This window comes from Anaerolineae bacterium (assembly GCA_016931895.1).
In the GTDB taxonomy this organism is placed as follows: Bacteria; Chloroflexota; Anaerolineae; order 4572-78; family J111; genus JAFGNV01.
In genome coordinates, this window is the sequence record JAFGDY010000038.1 from 26158 (window position 1) to 42503 (window position 16346).

Below are 16346 nucleotides of genomic sequence, written 5' to 3' on the forward strand. Positions count from 1 at the left end.
AGTACGATGAGCGAAACCATTGAATTAACCCGCAAAGATTTTGTTTCCGATCAAACCGTGCGCTGGTGCCCCGGCTGCGGCGATTATGCCATTCTGGCCCAGATGCAAAAAGTGCTGCCCGAACTGGGCATCCCCCGGGAAAAATTTGTCTTCATCTCCGGCATTGGCTGCTCCAGCCGTTTTCCCTATTACATGAATACCTACGGCATCCACAGCATTCACGGGCGCGCGCCCACCCTGGCCACCGGCCTCAAAATTGCCAACCCCAACCTGAGCGTGTGGGTGATTACGGGCGATGGGGACGGCCTCTCCATTGGCGGCAATCATCTGTTGCACGTTGTGCGCCGCAATGTTGACCTTAACATCATCCTGTTCAACAACCGCATCTATGGCCTCACCAAAGGGCAGTATTCACCCACGTCGCTGCGCGGCACCAAAACCAAATCCTCGCCCTTGGGCACGGTTGAACACTCTTTTAACCCTACCTCGGTGGTTATTGGCGCAGAAGCTACCTTTGTGGCCCGCACCGTTGACTCGCACGTTCAGCACATGGCCGAAATCTTCAAACGCGCCGCCGAGCATAAAGGCACCTCCTTTGTTGAAGTCTACCAAAACTGCGTCATCTTCAATGATGGCACGTGGTCTTATGCCACCGACCGCAACACCAAAGACGAAAATATTCTGATGCTGGAAGACGGCAAACCGATGATTTTTGGCAAAGATAAAGATAAGGGCATCCGCTTGAGTGGTTATTTGGAACCTGAAATTGTTTCCCTGGCCAACGTAGCCGAAGCCGACCTGCTCTACCATAATGAACGCGCCCCTTCCAGCCTGGCCTATATGTTGAGCCGGATGCGGCAGCCGGACTTTCCCGAGCCCATTGGCGTTTTTCGGGCAGTAGAAGAGCCGATCTATGAGGTGGGCGTGATGCGACAGATTGATGAAGCCATCAAACGCAGAGGCAAAGGCGATTTGCGTAAACTTTACCACGCCGCCGATACCTGGGAAGTTTTTCCCGATGCCGAACGCGGCAACGGCCACCAGGCTGGCGAAGACAGCCCCCCCCCCGGCGAGTTCGACGAGGCATACCCCGGCGTCGTTTTCCACGAGGAAGGGGGCCTTACCCCCGCCAAGCCCTCGCTCTTAACCGATACGTTGGCCGATCTCGACCCGCCCCCACCGCTCACCGCCCCCGTCACTATCTCGTTGGCCGAAGCTGTGGCCCGGCTGAAAAAATCAAACGTGGGCTTTATGGCCCTGCTGGACAACAACGACAAACTGGTGGGCGTTTTCACCGATGGCGACGTTTTGGCCAAAGTAGCCTGTCAAGTGGAACACCTGGCTGAAGAAAAAGTTAAAGATTATATGACCGCTTCCGTAACCACCCTCACCGGCCAGGCCACCATTGCCCAGGCCCTCCACCTGATGGCCCTGCACAACTTCCGCCATATTCCCATTGTAGATAGCGCGGGCAGGGTGGAAAGCGTGATCTCCTTCCGTTCGGTGGTGCGCTACCTGGGCCAGAATTTTTCGGCGGGCAACGGCCGGTAGTTTTTATTGGCAAACAAAACGGCCTCCTCAAAGGCGGAGGCCGTTTTTTATGGTTCAACAATGACTCTCACCCAACACATCAAAGAAAAAGCGTATCACCTGGGGTTTGACCTCATCGGCATCGCTCCCGCCCAACGCGCCCCCCACGCCGCCGCCTATCGCCGCTGGCTGGCCCGGGGGTACGCCGCCGATATGTCCTGGCTGGCCCGAGACCCTCACCGGCGCGAAGACCCTCGCCGGGTACTGCCCGGCGCCCAATCTGTGATTGTGGTGGGCCTTTCCTATTTTACGCTCAACCCCCCGCCGGAGCTGTGGAACGACCCCATGCGGGGGCGCATTGCCCGTTACGCCTGGGGGGTGGATTATCACGACATACTGCTGCCCCGCCTCCGTGAATTGGCCGAATTTGTGGCCAAAGAAGCGGATCGTTCGCTTGAACAGCGGGCCTACGTTGACACCGGCCCGGTATTGGAACGAGATTTCGCCGCCCAGGCCGGCCTGGGTTTCATCGGCAAAAATACGCTGCTAATTCATCCGCCATTGGGTTCTTATCTCTTTTTGGCTGAAATTTTGCTTGATCTGGAATTGGAGCATGACGAACCGGCCCTTGACGGTGGAGCCGGTTGCCATTTTGGCTCCTCAGACAAGACCAAACGAAGGGGCGACTGCGGCCGGTGTACGCGCTGCCTGGAAATTTGCCCCACGCGCGCCTTTCCCGCGCCTTACATTTTAAACAGCAATCGCTGCATCTCCTATTTGACCATTGAACTGAAAGGCTCCATTCCGCTGGAGCTGCGTTCCCGGCTGGGCAATTGGATTTTTGGCTGCGACGCCTGCCAGGAGATTTGTCCCTGGGTGCGGCGTTACGCCCGGCCCGGCCGCCAGGATTTTCTTAAGTTCGATCCTGAATGGGCGGCGCCAAAACTGGTGGATTTGATGGCCATGGACGAAGCCGCTTTTCAAGCCCGTTTCCAGGACAGTCCGGTCAAACGCGCCAAACGACGCGGTTTTCTGCGCAACGTGGCGGTGGCCCTAGGCAACGCGGGCAATCCCGCTGCCTTGTCGGTTTTAGAGCAAGCCGCCACCCACGACGCCGAGCCGCTCATCCGGGAACACGCGGCCTGGGCTATTGAACAAATCAAACGCACAAACTAATAAAAACTTGTAGGTAAGCCTTCGCCTCCCCTTAGGCAAACATTTGCGCCCGCCACACTTTTCTAACCCGCCAGGTTAAATCTGTGCGGCGCAACAACAACTCAAAGCGGGTCCTGTCCCCGGCCTCGGCCATCACGTGGCGGCCGTCGTCTTCATCCCACTGGCGACCTACGGCCACAATGGTGTATGGTCTTTCTTTCCAGGTAAGATTTTTCAGATTAATTTGGCCCTGCTCATCTATGGAACAAATTACCTTGATCGGATCGTCAAAAAATTCTGTATTTATTATCGGCATGAATATTCTCCTCGTCTAATTTGCCCGCCCCATCTGCCATACGCCCCATTGCTCCAATTAAGTTCATCTGATATAATCTTTGCCCGGATTGGGAGGCCAACCAATTTGAACAAGCTATATCGCAAATTTGCCATTGGCCTGGCCCTGGGTTTTGCCGTGTTCCTGGGCCTGATGTTGTATGGCGACATCAAGGCCGTGGGCCAGTTGCTCCAGAGTTTTCGCTGGAGGCTGCTCCCCTTTATCCTGGGGCTGACAATGTTTAATTATCTGCTGCGCGGGGTGCGTTTTCACTATTACCTGCGCCAAATTGGCCTCAAGCGCATCTCGTTTGGGGCCAGCCTGCGGGTTTTTATTGGCGGTTTTGCCTTAACCATCACCCCCGGCAAAGTGGGCGAACTGGTTCGCGTGCTCTGGCTCAAAAATATTGCCCAGGCCAACCCGGCTCAAACCGCCCCCGCCACCATCATTGACCGGATGGCCGACGCCCTGGCCATGGCTATTTTGGCCCTGTTGGGCGCGTTAGTTTACCCCCAGTACCGGCCCGCCGTGCTGTCTATTTTGGCCGGGCTGCTGCTGGCGGTTATCATTAGCCAGATTCGCCCCCTGGCCCTGTGGCTCTTGCGGCTCGGCGAGCGGTTGCCGGGAGGGGGAAATTTTGTTCGGCCGCTGCGCACCCTCTACGAAAGCACTTTTGAGTTGCTCCGTTTTAAAAACTTGATGATGGGTACGAGCATCGGCCTGGTTTCCTGGTCGGCGGAAGGTCTAGCCTTTTACCTGGTGTTGCGGGGACTGGACGCGCCCGGCTCCTTTGACCTGGCCCTGATTGCTATTTTCATCCTGGCCCTCGGCTCGATTTTGGGCGGGGCGTCAACCCTGCCCGGCGGCCTGGGCGCTGCCGAGGCCACCATGACCGTGTTGTTACAAACCCTGACGCATCTGCCGGAAACTGCGGCGGTTACGGCCACGCTGTTGATTCGCTTTTTTACGTTGTGGTTTGGCGTAACTTTGGGTATCTTGACCATAGCCCTCTGGCATAAGCTGCTTTTTGGCAGCGCCGGCGCAGAACCCAGCCTGGACCCTGCGGTCGGCCAAAAGACAGAGGCGGGCGTATAAATTTAACAAAGTTTTCACGTTGCCTTTACATGTTCCTAACCCCGGCGTGATAAATTGATGATGGACCCAACCGACATTCGTTTAGACGATATTGTCAGAATGAAAAAACCCCATCCCTGCGGCGGCACCGATTGGCGCGTGGTTCGCCTGGGCACGGATATTGGCCTGGTCTGCCTGACGTGCAAACACAAAGTATTAATTCCCCGGGGCAAATTCATTAAACAGGTCAAAACATTTTTGGAACGGGGGCCAAAAACGCCGCCGCTTACCCTGCCATGAAGACCCTTAAAAAAATGATAGCATTAAACCACCGGCCAAATATCCCCGGCAACGCCAAACGGGTGCTCATCTTGATGTCAAATACAGGCGGCGGCCACCAAACCGCGGCCAACGCTATTGCGGAGGCATTAACTTACCTTTACGGCGATGCCGTAACGGTTGACATTGTTGATGCCTGGCGGGATCACGTAGCCTGGCCGGTCAATTGGTCCAGCTATAGCTATGGTTGGATTGTTAATAAGGCCGTGTGGCTGTGGAAATTTTTTTGGTTGCTAGAAAAAAAACCGAACCTGGTTGATACGTGCCTCAAATTAGCCTATCCCCTGGTGGCCCCTGGTTTATTAAAACTCTTTCAGGCTTATCGGCCCGATGTCATCGTCTCCGTCCATCCCCTGATAACCCTGCTGCCCCTGCTTGTCCTGAAACGAGCCAAACTTGACCTGCCCTTTATCACCGTTGTAACCGACATGGTGCATGGCTACCATACATGGTATCACCCTCAAACCACCCTCTGCCTGGTTTCCACAGAACCGGCCGGCCAACAGGCCATCAGCTTGGGAATTCCGCCGGAAAGGGTAGAAGTGGTTGGCCAGCCCGTTGCCCTAAAATTTGCCGGCGGCATTGGCGAAAAAACCCATTTGCGGCGCAAATTGGGCCTTGATTTGGACCGGCCCGCGGTGTTGTTGGTGGGGGGAGGAGAAGGTTACGGGCCTGTATTTGAAATTGCGCGATGTATCGCCCGGCGCGTGGCCCCGGCCCAACTTATTGTTGTGGCCGGGCGGAACCGATCCTTGCAAAAAAAGCTGGAAGCGGTCCGCTGGGAAATCCCCACCACTATTTACGGCTTTGTCAACAATTTACCAGAGCTAATGGGCGCAGCCGACGTTTTTATTAGCAAAGCCGGCCCCGGCAGCATCAGCGAAGCCTTTGTGGCCAAACTGCCCCTTATTCTTTTTGACTACATTCCGGGGCAAGAAGAAGGCAATGTGCATTATGTGGTTCAGCACCACGCCGGGGTTTACGTGCCGGAACCGGAAAAAATTGCCGAACAATTAAGGGAGTGGCTGAAACCGGATAACTCCAGCCTGGCCCAAATGACCCACAATGCCGCCGGCCTGGCCCGGCCAGAAGCGGCCTTAACCATGGCCCGGCGGATATATGCACAGGCCGGTTCCGCTGAAACAAAAAATAACAAATAAACCTATGCCCCCAGCCCCAACGGTTTTCGCCAATGTTTGAGCACAATGGTGGAATTGGTGTTTTTGTGGGCGGGCAGCACGCTCAATTTGTTATATAAAATCTCCCGCAAATGAGCCACATCCCTGGCCCACACCCGGATGTGCGCGTCAACCTCGCCGGTCACGTTGGCCACATCCACCACTTCCTCAATTTCCAAAATATCCTTAACCAACTCGTCAAAATCAAACTGCTGGTCAACTTTGAGCTGCACAATACAAAACACCCCTTGCCCCAACACGGCCGGGTCAATCACGACGCGATACCCCTTGATCACGCCGGCTTGCTCCAGGCGCAAAACCCGGTCTCGCACCCGGGTATGGCCCACGCCCAACTGCCTGGCAATGTTTACGTGCGAAGCCCGTCCATCCTCTTGCAAGATATTTAAGATTTGTTTATCCAACTTATCTAATTTATACAAATAGCACCTCAGATTTTACATATTTTTGTGCTTTTATTGATTTTCTACAAAAAATTATATCACAAAATCTCTATTTTTTACAATTTTTTGCGTAATTTTTTATATTTGGCGCAATTTTTACAAAAACAGTATTGACATTGGCCCAGGGAAGAAGTACAATATCTTATGAGAATTGTTGTAATTGGTAAAAGGTTACTGTCCCAGACGAACGACGATGGACGAACGACCAAATAGACTCTTCTTCGGTCGTTTGTCGTCGGTCGTTTGTCGTCGGTCGTTTATTGCCGGTTATTTGACCCGGCCTGAGCAGTAACAATGAAATTATTGTAAAACAGGGAGAACCACTATGTCAAAATTAACCCAGGCATGGGCCAGGGGGACCACCCCTCGCGCTCACATCTGGTCCGATGTGCCGGATGAAAAATGGAACGACTGGCGCTGGCAATTGAGCCATCGCGTGAATGATTTTGAAATCCTGGAAACCTTTATCAAGTTAACGCCGGAGGAAATTGAAGGTATTTGCGCCGACAACAAATTCCGCCTCGACATTACCCCCTACTTTGCCAGCCTGATTGACCCCGATGACCCCATGTGCCCCATCCGGCAGCAGATTATTCCCAAAGGCCGGGAATTGCAAGCTTTTGAAAGCATGATGAAAGACAGCCTGGCGGAAGACCGCCACAGCCCGGTGCCGGGGCTGGTGCATCGTTACCCGGACCGGGTATTAATGCTGATTACCACCCAATGCGCCAGCTATTGCCGTTACTGCACCCGCAGCCGCATTGTGGGAGACGCGGCAGCTACCTTCAGCAAAACCGAATTTGAGTTACAACTTGACTATCTCCGCCGCACGCCGCAAGTGCGCGATGTGCTGCTTTCCGGCGGCGATCCGCTAACCCTTGCTCCCCGGCTGCTGGATTACCTGCTCAACGAACTCCGCCAAATTGAACACCTGGAAATTATTCGCCTTGGCAGCCGGGTGCCGGTTTTCCTGCCCCAGCGTATCACCGCAGAGTTGGGCGAAACCCTGGCCAAATACCACCCGCTCTGGCTCAATATTCACGTTAACCATCCCAAAGAAATCACCCCGGAGCTATACCGGGCTTGCGACACCTTGAGTCGGGCCGGGGTTCCCCTGGGCAACCAGAGCGTGCTTTTGGCCGGGATTAACGACTCGGTGCATATTCAGCGGGAACTGGTGCACCAATTGGTGCAAATGCGGGTGCGGCCCTATTATTTATACCAATGCGACCTGGTGGCCGGGGCCGGTCATTTTCGGACCACCGTGAGCAAGGGCATTGAAATTATTGAAGGGCTGCGCGGCCACACTACCGGCTTTGCCGTGCCCACCTATGTCATTGACGCGCCGGGCGGCGGCGGCAAAATCCCGGTCTCGCCCCAATACCTCATCTCTCAGAGTCCGGGCAAAGTTGTTCTGCGCAACTTTGAGGGCTACATCACCAGCTACACCGAGGCCGCCGACTACGACCCTGAAGCCATCAAAAATTGGGAAGCCAAGCTGCAAAAACGGGCAGAACCGGGCCAGGAAGGCGTTTCAAGCCTGCTGGCCGGCGAAAAATTAGCCATCAAACCCAGCGGCTTTGACCGCACCCATAAACGCAAAGCCGTCGCCCACCGCCTCAACCAGGATGAGAGTAAATGGCAACCCTACCATGCCAACGGCAACGGCAAAGCCCGGCGTCTCTCCCAAGTGACGAACGACGAACGACCGCCGACCAACAATGACCAGTAAAAGTTCGTCGTTCGTCATCCGTCGTTCCTCGTCCGTCGTTCGTCGTCATCCCGCCGGAGGTCAACCTAAATGGCCCCAGAAGAAAAAGTAACGCTTGACCAAGAGCGCCAGCAGAAGGCTAAAGAGTATGCCCACCTCAGCCGCCGTTTGTTTGTGGTAGAGCTGATTTTGGGCGCAGTTTACGTGATCTTTTGGATTGTCAGCGGTCTCTCGCCCTGGCTGCGTGATCAGGTGCAGGGCGTTACCACCGCCACGTGGTTGAGCGTGCCCCTGTTTGCGCTGGGCTTTGGCCTGCCCTATGCCGTCCTCACTGCTCCGCTTGACTACTACAGCGGTTTTGTGCTGCCCCACCAATACGAACAGTCAACCCAAAGCCTAAAAGATTGGCTCATTGATAAACTCAAAAGCATTCTCATTGGCGGCGTTTTGGGTGTGATTGTGCTGGAAATCATCTATTGGCTGCTCACGATTGCGCCCCAAACGTGGTGGCTGTGGGCCGCGCTGGCCATGCTGGGCTTGACCATTATTCTGGGCAATCTGGCCCCGGTGTTGATTTTTCCCCTGTTTTATAAGTACCAACCGTTAGCGGATGAAGCCCTGGTTGACCGGCTCACCCGGCTGGCGGAAAAAGCCGGCGACCGCGTCAAAGGGGTTTATGCCTTTGATCTAAGCAGTAAAACCGTGGCCGCCAATGCGGCTCTGATGGGCCTGGGCCATACTCGCCGCATTATCATAGGCGATACGCTGCTGGAATCCTTTTCGCCCGATGAAATTGAAACCGTGCTGGCCCACGAGTTGGGGCATCACGTTCATAAAGATCTGCCGCTGGGTATTCTGGTGCAAGCCGGGTTGACCCTGATCGGGTTTTGGCTGGCCGATCTGGTGATGCGCTGGGGCCTTGCTGTTTTTGGCTACAGCGGGATTACGGATCCGGCCACCCTGCCGCTGCTCATAATTGCGCTGAGTGTTTTTGGGTTGGTGACCATGCCCCTAGGCAACGCCTGGTCGCGCTGGCGAGAGGTGAAGGCCGATACCTACGCCCTGAAAATCACCCAAAAACCGCAAGCCTTTATTGACGCCATGACCCGGTTGGCCAACCAAAACCTGGCCGAAGCCGAACCGCCCGCCTGGGTGGAATTTTTGCTGCACAGCCATCCCTCCATCAACAAACGGGTGACCATGGCCAAAAACTTCAGCGTTGAGAGTTGAATAAAGTTGGACTCACCTCAAACCGGCCAGCGCCGCCTGCAAATCGCCGGGCAGGGGGGCTTCTAATTGCAACATCGTTCCCCGGCGGGGATGCTCAAACCGCAGCCGCCAGGCGTGTAAAAACTGGCGTTTCAGGCCCAGCGCATTCTTCTGGCGGCCGTATACCGGATCGCCCACCACGGGGCATTTGAGCCAGGCCAGGTGCACCCGAATCTGGTGGGTCCGCCCGGTTTCCAGACCCACTTCCAACAGGCTGTACCGGCCAAAATCCTCCCTAAGCCGGTAGTGAGTGCGAGCGGGTTTGCCGCCGGGCCGGGGAGCGAACTTTTGCCGGTGGCGAGGATCGCGGCCCAGCGGCACGTCAATCACGCCCGCCGGCGCTTCGGGCCGGCCAAATACCAGGGCCAGGTAGGTTTTTTCCACAGCCCGAGTTTTGAATTGCCGGCGTAGATGTTGTAACGCCTGAGGGGTGCGGGCCACAATCATCAAACCGGAGGTGTCCCGGTCAAGGCGGTGTACCAGGCCGGGCCGGACCCCGGCATCCGCCTCGCGCAACCCGGCCAGATCAGGGTAACGGGCCAGCAAGGCGTTAACCAGCGTGCCCGCGGCGTGGCCGTGGGCCGGATGCACCACCAGTCCGGCCGGTTTATTGAGCACTACTAAATCGTCATCTTCAAATACAATGTCAAGGGGCATTAATTCCGGTTGGAGGTCCTTTTCTGGCGCCGGGGGTAAGTGCAGGGTAATAACCTGGCCCGGCTGCACGCCGGCGCCGGGGCGAGTAATCTGGCAGGATTCGCGGTTGGGCGAGGTGGATAGGCAAACCTGTCCTTGCCGGATAAGTTTTTGAATTTGGGAGCGGGATAAATGGGGCATAGCCTCGGCCAAAAACCGGTCAAGCCGGGCGGCCGGGCGGTCAACCTGAATTTGGATAGCTTGCTCCGGGGGCATAGGAGGGCTAAAGTTGTTGTTGCTGGCGGCGGGCTTTATTCAGCGCGTACCTGGCTACAGTGGAGCCAAGACCTCCGCCTTGTTGAAAAGTGCGCTGGCGCTGCACCAGCCGGTGATCGTGCCGCAGTTTCACGGGCAATGACCAGCGGTCAATTGGCGCGGTTGAACGCAAACGAAAACCAAAAACCTTTTGGCGCGCCCGGCGGCCTAACTCGCCCGCTTTTTGGCTGTAAGTGTTAAGCCTGGCCAGGAGGGTCTTGCGTCCAAAAACATCATTCTGCCAATCACTCATGCCTGACCTCCCTCGGGGTTTAACCTCTCGGCCTGGTACTGTTCTTCATGCCAGAGATAATAGGCCAAAACACAAACCCCCATCACAATTGACATGTCGGCCACGTTAAAAATAGGCCAAAAGCCAATGTCAATAAAATCAATCACCGTGCCGTCGGCAAAGAGGAGACGATGCATCAGACTGCTCCCGGTTTCCTCAACCCGCACAAAACGGTCCAACAAATTGCCCATGGCGCCGCCCAAAATCAAACCCAGGCTAAGGCGCACGCCAATATATTCAGTGGGCAGGTGGTGGTAAAAAGCAATAATGGCAATGATGACTAAAATAGCCACAAATTTAAAAATATTGCCCAACTCGGCAAAAGAGCCAAAGGCCGCCCCGGTATTGGTGATGTGGGTGAATTGAAACAATTTGGCCATAGCCGGGAAAAAACTCCACGACTCTCCCTCGGCCAGATTTTGCAAAACCAGAAACTTGGTGGCCTGATCCAGCGCAAACACTACCGCGGCCAGGCCCAAAATGGTGGGAAACGCCGAGCGTCTCCCGGCTTTTAAGTCGTCCGCCTGTTGAATTTTACTCAAAAAAATACCTCGCCTGTGCGTAATACTTTTTAATTGTACCTCACCCCGCCTCAATCGGCAATAATCTTTCCTTCCTAAAAAATAATGGTAGAATAAGCCCCCAGGCCCAAACACCCGGCGCAGGAGATATTTTTTGAAAAACTTTTTCAAACGCCTTGTTGTTCACCCGCTAACGTGGAGCGTTAGCTTATTTTTGCTGCTGCCGGTGTTGGCCTTTCCCGAAATCATTTTTGATCACCAAACGCTTTATTGGACCGATTTAAGCTGGATCCATTATCCTCGCCACATTTTTGCCGCCGAGGAATGGCTGGCCAGGCGCGTGCCCTTGTGGGACCCTTACGAGGACACCGGCATTCCCCTGCTGGCCGAAACCCAGGTGGGGGTGTTGTATCCCCTTAGCGTTGTGTTCCTCAGCCCGCTTTCGCCCTCGCTGGAGTTGTCGGTGTTCATTCTGATCCATTTCAGCCTGGCCGCCCTGTTCGCCCTTATTCTGGCTCGCTCGTTGGGCCTGGGTTGGGCCGCTTCAACCGTGGCCGGGCTATGCTTTGGTTTTGGCGGCGTTTTGATGGCCCAAACGCCCAATCTTAATATTATGACCGGCGCGGCTTGGCTGCCGTTGATCCTGGCCGCGGCCATCCAAACCACGCGACAGCGCCGGTGGTTCATCGCTCTGCTGGCCGGCATGCCCCTGGCCTTGCAAATTTTGACCGCCCAGCCGCAAATTGTTTTTTATACCCTGGTCATTTTGGCCGGTTATGGGGCGTATCGGGTCATTGCCGATTTTTTGGCCGATGATCATCGTCGCCATAACTTTAGATACGCCCTGCATACCGGCCTCTTGTTTAGCGTAACCATTTTGGGCGGCCTGCTGCTGGCGGCCCCGCAATGGCTGCCCACGCTTGAGCTTCAACAACTTTCAGTCCGGGCGCAAGAGCGCGGGCTGGATTTTCTCACCAAAACCTCGCTTGTCCCGGCTATGTGGCTCAACCTGCTGCTGCCCGGCGCTTTTGGCAACAACGTGGCCGGCTTCAAAGGGGGCGATCCTTTTCAAGAAGTCTTTATTTACCTGGGCTTGATACCTCTCTTGTTGGCCCCCTTTAGCTGGTCTCAACGCCGGCAACGAGATGTCCCCTTTTTCTGGCTTTTGCTGCTCGGCGGGATTTTAATGGCCATGGGGCGGTTCACGCCGCTGTATGCGTTTGTGGTGCAATATCTACCGGCGTTTGACCTGTTTCGTATCCCAGCCCGCTGGCTGATGGCGGTCAATCTGGCTCTGGCTATTTTGGCCGGGCTTGGCCTGGAAAGGCTACGGCAAAAGGGGTTATCTCGACGCGCCTGGGCCGCAATGTTCATTATCTGTTTATTATTAATAGGGGGCGTAATTTTAATATGGCAATTCCAGGCCAACTTGCTGGCCTGGAACAACGAGCATTTGCAGCACAAACTCCTTTCCGCTTTTCTCAACAATGGATTTAACCTCAATCCCCTTTATGAAAACCGGCTCTGGCCGCGCCGGCTGATGGGGTTACACGTACCCGCCGTTTTGCTGGTCGCTAACCTCATTACATCCTTCGTCCTTTTTACGCTTTATGCTATGCGCCGAATACCGGCTCGCGTTTTTAGCGTTTTGCTGATCATTGCCATTTCGCTGGATTTGATTGCGGCCGGCGGCACTACCATCAACCCTACCAAACCCGCCGAATGGTGGCAGCAGTTATCGGGGGGGGCGCAATTTGTGCTGGACCATGTGGGCCAGGCCCGCGTTTTTCCCCTGGGCATGGGCAGCGAGCAGGCAACGGTGAGCCATTTGGGGCAATATTTCCCCTCGGTGTATCGCGCGCGCAGCGCCGGGGGGCACGGCTCATCCTTGCTGCTGGCCCGCTATGATACCTTTTTGCATAAAGCCCACCCGGTGCAGGCCATCCAGGTAACGGGCACCCGTTATCTGCTCAGCCTGGGCCAAATGGGGGCCGACGTGGCCGCCACCTATCCCCTGGTTTACAGCGACGAGGCTTCTTTTGTCTACGAAAACAAAAACCCGCTGCCCCGCGTTTTTATTGTCCATCAGGCCATCCAGGCCAACACTCCGGACGAGGCGTTGAGTTACTTTCAGAGTCGCACCATTGACCCTGCCCAAACGGTTATCCTGGAAGCAGACCGGCCGGTCCCTATGCTCTCTTCTCCCGCGTCCCCCCAGGAAAAAAGCGTTGCCGCCATCACCTACGAAAATCCGCAAGTGGTTGAAATATCCGCCCGCCTGTCTCACGACGGCTACCTGGTTTTGCTTGACACCCACTATCCGGGCTGGATTGCCGCCATAGATGGTCAAGCCACACCCATCTACCGGGCCAATTATATTGGCCGGGCTGTTTTTGCGCCGGCCGGGGAACACGTGATCCGGTTTGCATATCAACCGGGGTCTTTTAAGCTGGGCTTGGGGCTGGCGACATTGGTGGTGAGTACCCTGGCGATAATGGCTATTTTTTCCCTCACAAAAAAATCCTGAAGGGTTGGCAATCCCTTAGGGCCTCTTGATTCTCGCCATCCTTCTTCCTCCTTCCAGGTGCGAGCCGTAAACAATGTGAACAATCCCAGCGCCCGGGGTCGAAGCGGGGCCGGTGGAGGTCAGTGGAGTGAGCAAGTACTACACCTTCAACGGCCAGCGAGTGGCACTGCGCCAGGGGGATGTGGTATACTACCTGCACGGCGACCATCCTTCGGCTTTGCTCAGGACAGGCCTGGGCAGCACCTCTTTAACCACCGCCGGCACGGGCGCGGTGGTCTCGGAGGCGAGGTATTTGCCCTACGGCCGGGAGCGGTGTGCAGACGGCGCGGCGGTGACGGACTTTGGTTTCACCTCCCAGCGGAAAGAGGGCTTTGGGCTTTACGACTACAACGCGCGGTATTACAGCCCTTATCTTGGCCGCTTTATCTCGGCGGATACGATTGTCCCAAGGCCAAATAATCCTCAAAGCCTGAACCGATACAGCTATGTTTTGAATCGGCCGTTACAAGGGGGCGATCCTACTGGCCATAGTGGCCCTATCAATGATTTCCTGCAAGGGTTTGCCTATGAATTGGTGACCAATAATTATGATGCTGCCTTACTCTCTTCTGAGTTCAGTTATAGGCAAAAAGCCGAGGCATTAGCCGTTGATAATCAGGATAATGTAGCCTTCCAGTCAGGAAGATTAGCCGGAGGAGTAGCAAGTGCAGTAGAGGGGGCGTTAGAGATCGGGGCGTCTGTCCCGATGATAGGTGGTGGAGGCTTAGAAGCAGGGGCTACGTCGGAGACCGTAGCAAGTAGGATGGGTTGACGAAAGGAAACCCATCATCCCCTTTGGGGCCGGGAACTCTCCCCCACCCCCGACCCCCCTGGGAAAAAATCGCCTCCCGGGCGTAATATGGCCGGTGTCTCTTCAACCTTATGTCCCCCAGGCGGCCATCTTATGTTTGCTGCAATTGAACAATTCAGCCAATGGCTGCGCCGCCAGCCCCAGGTTCGCGCCGGGTGGGGTTCCCCTTTCAACCCATTCCCATTCGGGCGGGGCAATTGTTGGGGGCTGCGGGAGCAGGGTCAAGAAACAGGGCGGGCAAACAGAATTGCCCGGCCCGGAATCTGAATCGCCCATTCGGTCAAGTTGTGGTAAACTTTCAACAGAAATGAGCAAGCTTTTGGCTGGAAACAAAGGAGATACGAAAAGGATAGGGGTCACTCACAAGCCAAATTCTTGGGTCAAAACGCGCGCAACCTTCACCCGCAAATCCGGCACGGCCTGGGTGGCAGTTTGCCAGATAATCCCCTGTTTCACCGAAAAGTAGGAGTGGACCAGAATATTGCGCATCCCCACAATCACCGGCCACTCAACTTCAGGGTGGCGCTGCCGAAACTCCGGTGAAATTTTCCCGGCTGCTTCCCCAATCACGCCTATCTTCTGCATCACCGCGCTCTGGCGCAATTCATCCGCCAGAAACGTTTCCCGATCAATGTCAGCCACAAAACGGGCAATCGCCTCCGCTGCCTCAACCATATCGGCCAGGTATTGTTGCTCAGAGCGCATAAACCACCTCCAGGTTCGCCAGCACTTCATCCTTGATGAACGGCTTGAGACCATCACGCAGCACCAAATCAACCTCGCGCTCCAATATTTTTGACAACTCTATTTGCATCCCCGACAAATCCAGCAAGGTCAGTTCTTCCTCAATCCCCGGCTTGAACTCAACCAGCACATCCACATCGCTGTCAGGCTCAAAATCCCCTCGCAAAACAGAACCAAACAGGGCCAATTCACGGATTTGATGCCGCCGGCAGAAATTAACAATTTTGATGGTAGGTATATCTATCTTGACCGTCATCATAACTCCGGCAAACGTTGCTAACCGCAGAATTTTGTCTCTGAAGGCATCATAATGACAAAGACCTTGAATGTCAAAGTGACATAACCTGTTTTTGCAGAAACGATGAACGCCGGAAAAAACCGCCCCCTGGGAATAATATGGCCGGTGTCTATTCAACCCATCCTACCCCCCCAGGAGGCCATCTTATGCTGGCTGCAATTGAACAATTTAGCCAATGGCCGCGCCGTCGCCGTCCCCAGGCTCGCGCCGGGTGGGGTGGCGGGTATGGCCTCAAGCGGTTTGGGTTCCCCTTTCAACCCATTCCCATTTGGGCGGGGCAAGTGTTGGGGGCTGCGGGAGCAGGGTAAAGAGACAGGGCGGGCAAACAGAATTGCCCGGCCCGGAATTTGAATCGCCCCTTCGGTCAAGCTGGGGTAAACTTTCAACAGAAATGAGCAAGCTTTTGGCTGGAAACAAAGGAGATACAGATGTTTGGCTGCACTCGACAATTGCCAGGGGGTGTGCTAAACTAACCATAAAGATAGGACCGCATGAAGTTGATGAGGTGAATGATGAACCATACCAAGGAAATAACGGTCACGATTCCTGAATATCTCTACGAAGCCTCGCTGAGAATGATGGCCCTGGGCCTTTTTCGCGACTTGTCCGATTTGATTGGGGCCGGCCTGCGGCGGGAGCTACGAGAAGCTCAACGACTCCTGGAACTGGAACCCGAACGCTGGCAAATCAGCCTGGAAAAACTACGGGCGCAAATTCAGCAAAAGCAAGCCGAACAGGGACATTCTTCTTTGAGCGAAGCAGAAGTGATGGCTCAATTACGAACAATACGCCAGGAGATTTGGGAGCATGACTATCGGCCCTACTACACCTTTGATCCTTGATAGCAACGAATACATCTTTGGGTTGAGCGGGAGTAAGGCCAGTTGTGTCCAACTGCTTGATCGCCTTGACACATTACGGGTGCTGGTGCCCTTGATGGTGGTGCGGGAGGTGGAGCGCAATCTTGAGGTGATGTATAGCCTGAGCAGCGACTTCTTCCGGCTCATTGTAAACCGAAATAATATTAACCTCAGTTCGGGATAAGGAAAGAGGACACAGATGAACACAGATTTCACGGATTTTTCTTTAGTTTTTTTGACATAATCTGTGTA

Annotated in this window: 20 protein-coding genes; 13 read left to right on the forward strand and 7 right to left on the reverse strand. The window is 55.0% G+C overall.

Features of this window, described 5'->3' with window-relative positions; translation table 11 throughout:
* Nucleotides 1-6 precede the first annotated feature (6 nt).
* Complete coding sequence (locus tag JW953_03280; protein ID MBN1991700.1) at nucleotides 7-1551, forward strand: CBS domain-containing protein; 1545 nt, start codon at nucleotides 7-9, stop codon at nucleotides 1549-1551.
* A gap of 60 nt (nucleotides 1552-1611) precedes the next feature.
* On the forward strand, nucleotides 1612-2706 hold the full coding sequence (gene queG, locus JW953_03285) for a tRNA epoxyqueuosine(34) reductase QueG (GenBank protein MBN1991701.1): 1095 nt from the start codon (nucleotides 1612-1614) through the stop codon (nucleotides 2704-2706).
* A 31-nt stretch (nucleotides 2707-2737) separates the two neighbouring features.
* Here queG and JW953_03290 read toward each other — a convergent pair whose 3' ends face one another.
* The gene (locus tag JW953_03290; GenBank protein ID MBN1991702.1) at nucleotides 2738-3001 is read right to left on the reverse strand and encodes a hypothetical protein; all 264 of its coding nucleotides are present in this window, start codon (nucleotides 2999-3001) and stop codon (nucleotides 2738-2740) included.
* Between the two features lie 105 nt (nucleotides 3002-3106).
* Here JW953_03290 and JW953_03295 point away from each other — a divergent pair, with 105 nt between their 5' ends.
* Genes JW953_03295 through JW953_03305 form a run of 3 tightly spaced genes read left to right on the forward strand, consistent with a single transcriptional unit; the run spans nucleotide 3107 to nucleotide 5592 of the window.
* Nucleotides 3107-4114 carry a flippase-like domain-containing protein gene (locus JW953_03295; GenBank protein MBN1991703.1) on the forward strand — a complete coding sequence of 336 codons (1008 nt, stop codon included), beginning with the start codon at nucleotides 3107-3109 and terminating at the stop codon, nucleotides 4112-4114.
* Nucleotides 4115-4174: 60 nt separating this feature from the next.
* Nucleotides 4175-4393: a DUF951 domain-containing protein gene (locus tag JW953_03300; GenBank protein MBN1991704.1), complete on the forward strand. Its 219-nt coding sequence runs from the start codon at nucleotides 4175-4177 to the stop codon at nucleotides 4391-4393.
* A gap of 14 nt (nucleotides 4394-4407) precedes the next feature.
* Entirely contained in the window at nucleotides 4408-5592 is a 1185-nt protein-coding gene (locus JW953_03305) for a glycosyltransferase (GenBank protein ID MBN1991705.1), read from the forward strand.
* A 2-nt stretch (nucleotides 5593-5594) separates the two neighbouring features.
* Here JW953_03305 and JW953_03310 read toward each other — a convergent pair whose 3' ends face one another.
* Nucleotides 5595-6050 carry an Lrp/AsnC family transcriptional regulator gene (locus JW953_03310; GenBank protein MBN1991706.1) on the reverse strand — a complete coding sequence of 152 codons (456 nt, stop codon included), beginning with the start codon at nucleotides 6048-6050 and terminating at the stop codon, nucleotides 5595-5597.
* Nucleotides 6051-6396: 346 nt separating this feature from the next.
* On the opposite strand from JW953_03310, the gene ablA reads away from it, so the two are divergent.
* Together ablA and JW953_03320 are read left to right on the forward strand one after the other, a co-directional pair.
* A complete protein-coding gene (ablA, locus tag JW953_03315) occupies nucleotides 6397-7803 on the forward strand; it encodes a lysine 2,3-aminomutase (protein MBN1991707.1) in 1407 nt (468 codons plus the stop codon).
* Between the two features lie 69 nt (nucleotides 7804-7872).
* Complete coding sequence (locus JW953_03320) at nucleotides 7873-9012, forward strand: M48 family metallopeptidase (protein ID MBN1991708.1); 1140 nt, start codon at nucleotides 7873-7875, stop codon at nucleotides 9010-9012.
* Between the two features lie 12 nt (nucleotides 9013-9024).
* Here the strand turns inward: JW953_03320 and JW953_03325 are convergent, their stop codons facing one another.
* Genes JW953_03325 through lspA form a run of 3 tightly spaced genes read right to left on the reverse strand, consistent with a single transcriptional unit; the run spans nucleotide 9025 to nucleotide 10836 of the window.
* Nucleotides 9025-9963, reverse strand: a complete 939-nt coding sequence (locus JW953_03325; protein MBN1991709.1) for an RluA family pseudouridine synthase — start codon at nucleotides 9961-9963, stop codon at nucleotides 9025-9027.
* 7 nt (nucleotides 9964-9970) lie between these two features.
* A complete protein-coding gene (locus JW953_03330) occupies nucleotides 9971-10255 on the reverse strand; it encodes a hypothetical protein (GenBank protein ID MBN1991710.1) in 285 nt (94 codons plus the stop codon).
* Nucleotides 10252-10836: a signal peptidase II gene (lspA, locus tag JW953_03335; GenBank protein MBN1991711.1), complete on the reverse strand. Its 585-nt coding sequence runs from the start codon at nucleotides 10834-10836 to the stop codon at nucleotides 10252-10254. The genes JW953_03330 and lspA overlap by 4 nt, the downstream gene beginning before the upstream one ends.
* Nucleotides 10837-10969: 133 nt before the next feature.
* Here lspA and JW953_03340 point away from each other — a divergent pair, with 133 nt between their 5' ends.
* From JW953_03340 to JW953_03350, 3 genes are all read left to right on the forward strand, one after another.
* Complete coding sequence (locus JW953_03340) at nucleotides 10970-13342, forward strand: YfhO family protein (GenBank protein MBN1991712.1); 2373 nt, start codon at nucleotides 10970-10972, stop codon at nucleotides 13340-13342.
* Between the two features lie 127 nt (nucleotides 13343-13469).
* Nucleotides 13470-14153, forward strand: a complete 684-nt coding sequence (locus JW953_03345) for an RHS repeat-associated core domain-containing protein (GenBank protein MBN1991713.1) — start codon at nucleotides 13470-13472, stop codon at nucleotides 14151-14153.
* Nucleotides 14154-14285: 132 nt separating this feature from the next.
* On the forward strand, nucleotides 14286-14459 hold the full coding sequence (locus tag JW953_03350) for a hypothetical protein (GenBank protein ID MBN1991714.1): 174 nt from the start codon (nucleotides 14286-14288) through the stop codon (nucleotides 14457-14459).
* Nucleotides 14460-14552: 93 nt separating this feature from the next.
* Here JW953_03350 and JW953_03355 read toward each other — a convergent pair whose 3' ends face one another.
* Nucleotides 14553-14897: a DUF86 domain-containing protein gene (locus JW953_03355; GenBank protein ID MBN1991715.1), complete on the reverse strand. Its 345-nt coding sequence runs from the start codon at nucleotides 14895-14897 to the stop codon at nucleotides 14553-14555.
* The gene (locus tag JW953_03360; GenBank protein ID MBN1991716.1) at nucleotides 14887-15192 is read right to left on the reverse strand and encodes a nucleotidyltransferase family protein; all 306 of its coding nucleotides are present in this window, start codon (nucleotides 15190-15192) and stop codon (nucleotides 14887-14889) included. The genes JW953_03355 and JW953_03360 overlap by 11 nt, the downstream gene beginning before the upstream one ends.
* A gap of 188 nt (nucleotides 15193-15380) precedes the next feature.
* On the opposite strand from JW953_03360, the gene JW953_03365 reads away from it, so the two are divergent.
* The 3 genes from JW953_03365 (at nucleotide 15381) to JW953_03375 (ending at nucleotide 16278) form a co-directional block, all read left to right on the forward strand.
* Nucleotides 15381-15542, forward strand: coding sequence for a hypothetical protein (locus tag JW953_03365; protein ID MBN1991717.1), 162 nt, complete (start codon nucleotides 15381-15383; stop codon nucleotides 15540-15542).
* A gap of 201 nt (nucleotides 15543-15743) precedes the next feature.
* The gene (locus tag JW953_03370; GenBank protein ID MBN1991718.1) at nucleotides 15744-16076 is read left to right on the forward strand and encodes a hypothetical protein; all 333 of its coding nucleotides are present in this window, start codon (nucleotides 15744-15746) and stop codon (nucleotides 16074-16076) included.
* On the forward strand, nucleotides 16042-16278 hold the full coding sequence (locus tag JW953_03375; protein ID MBN1991719.1) for a hypothetical protein: 237 nt from the start codon (nucleotides 16042-16044) through the stop codon (nucleotides 16276-16278). The genes JW953_03370 and JW953_03375 overlap by 35 nt, the downstream gene beginning before the upstream one ends.
* Nucleotides 16279-16346: the final 68 nt, after the last annotated feature.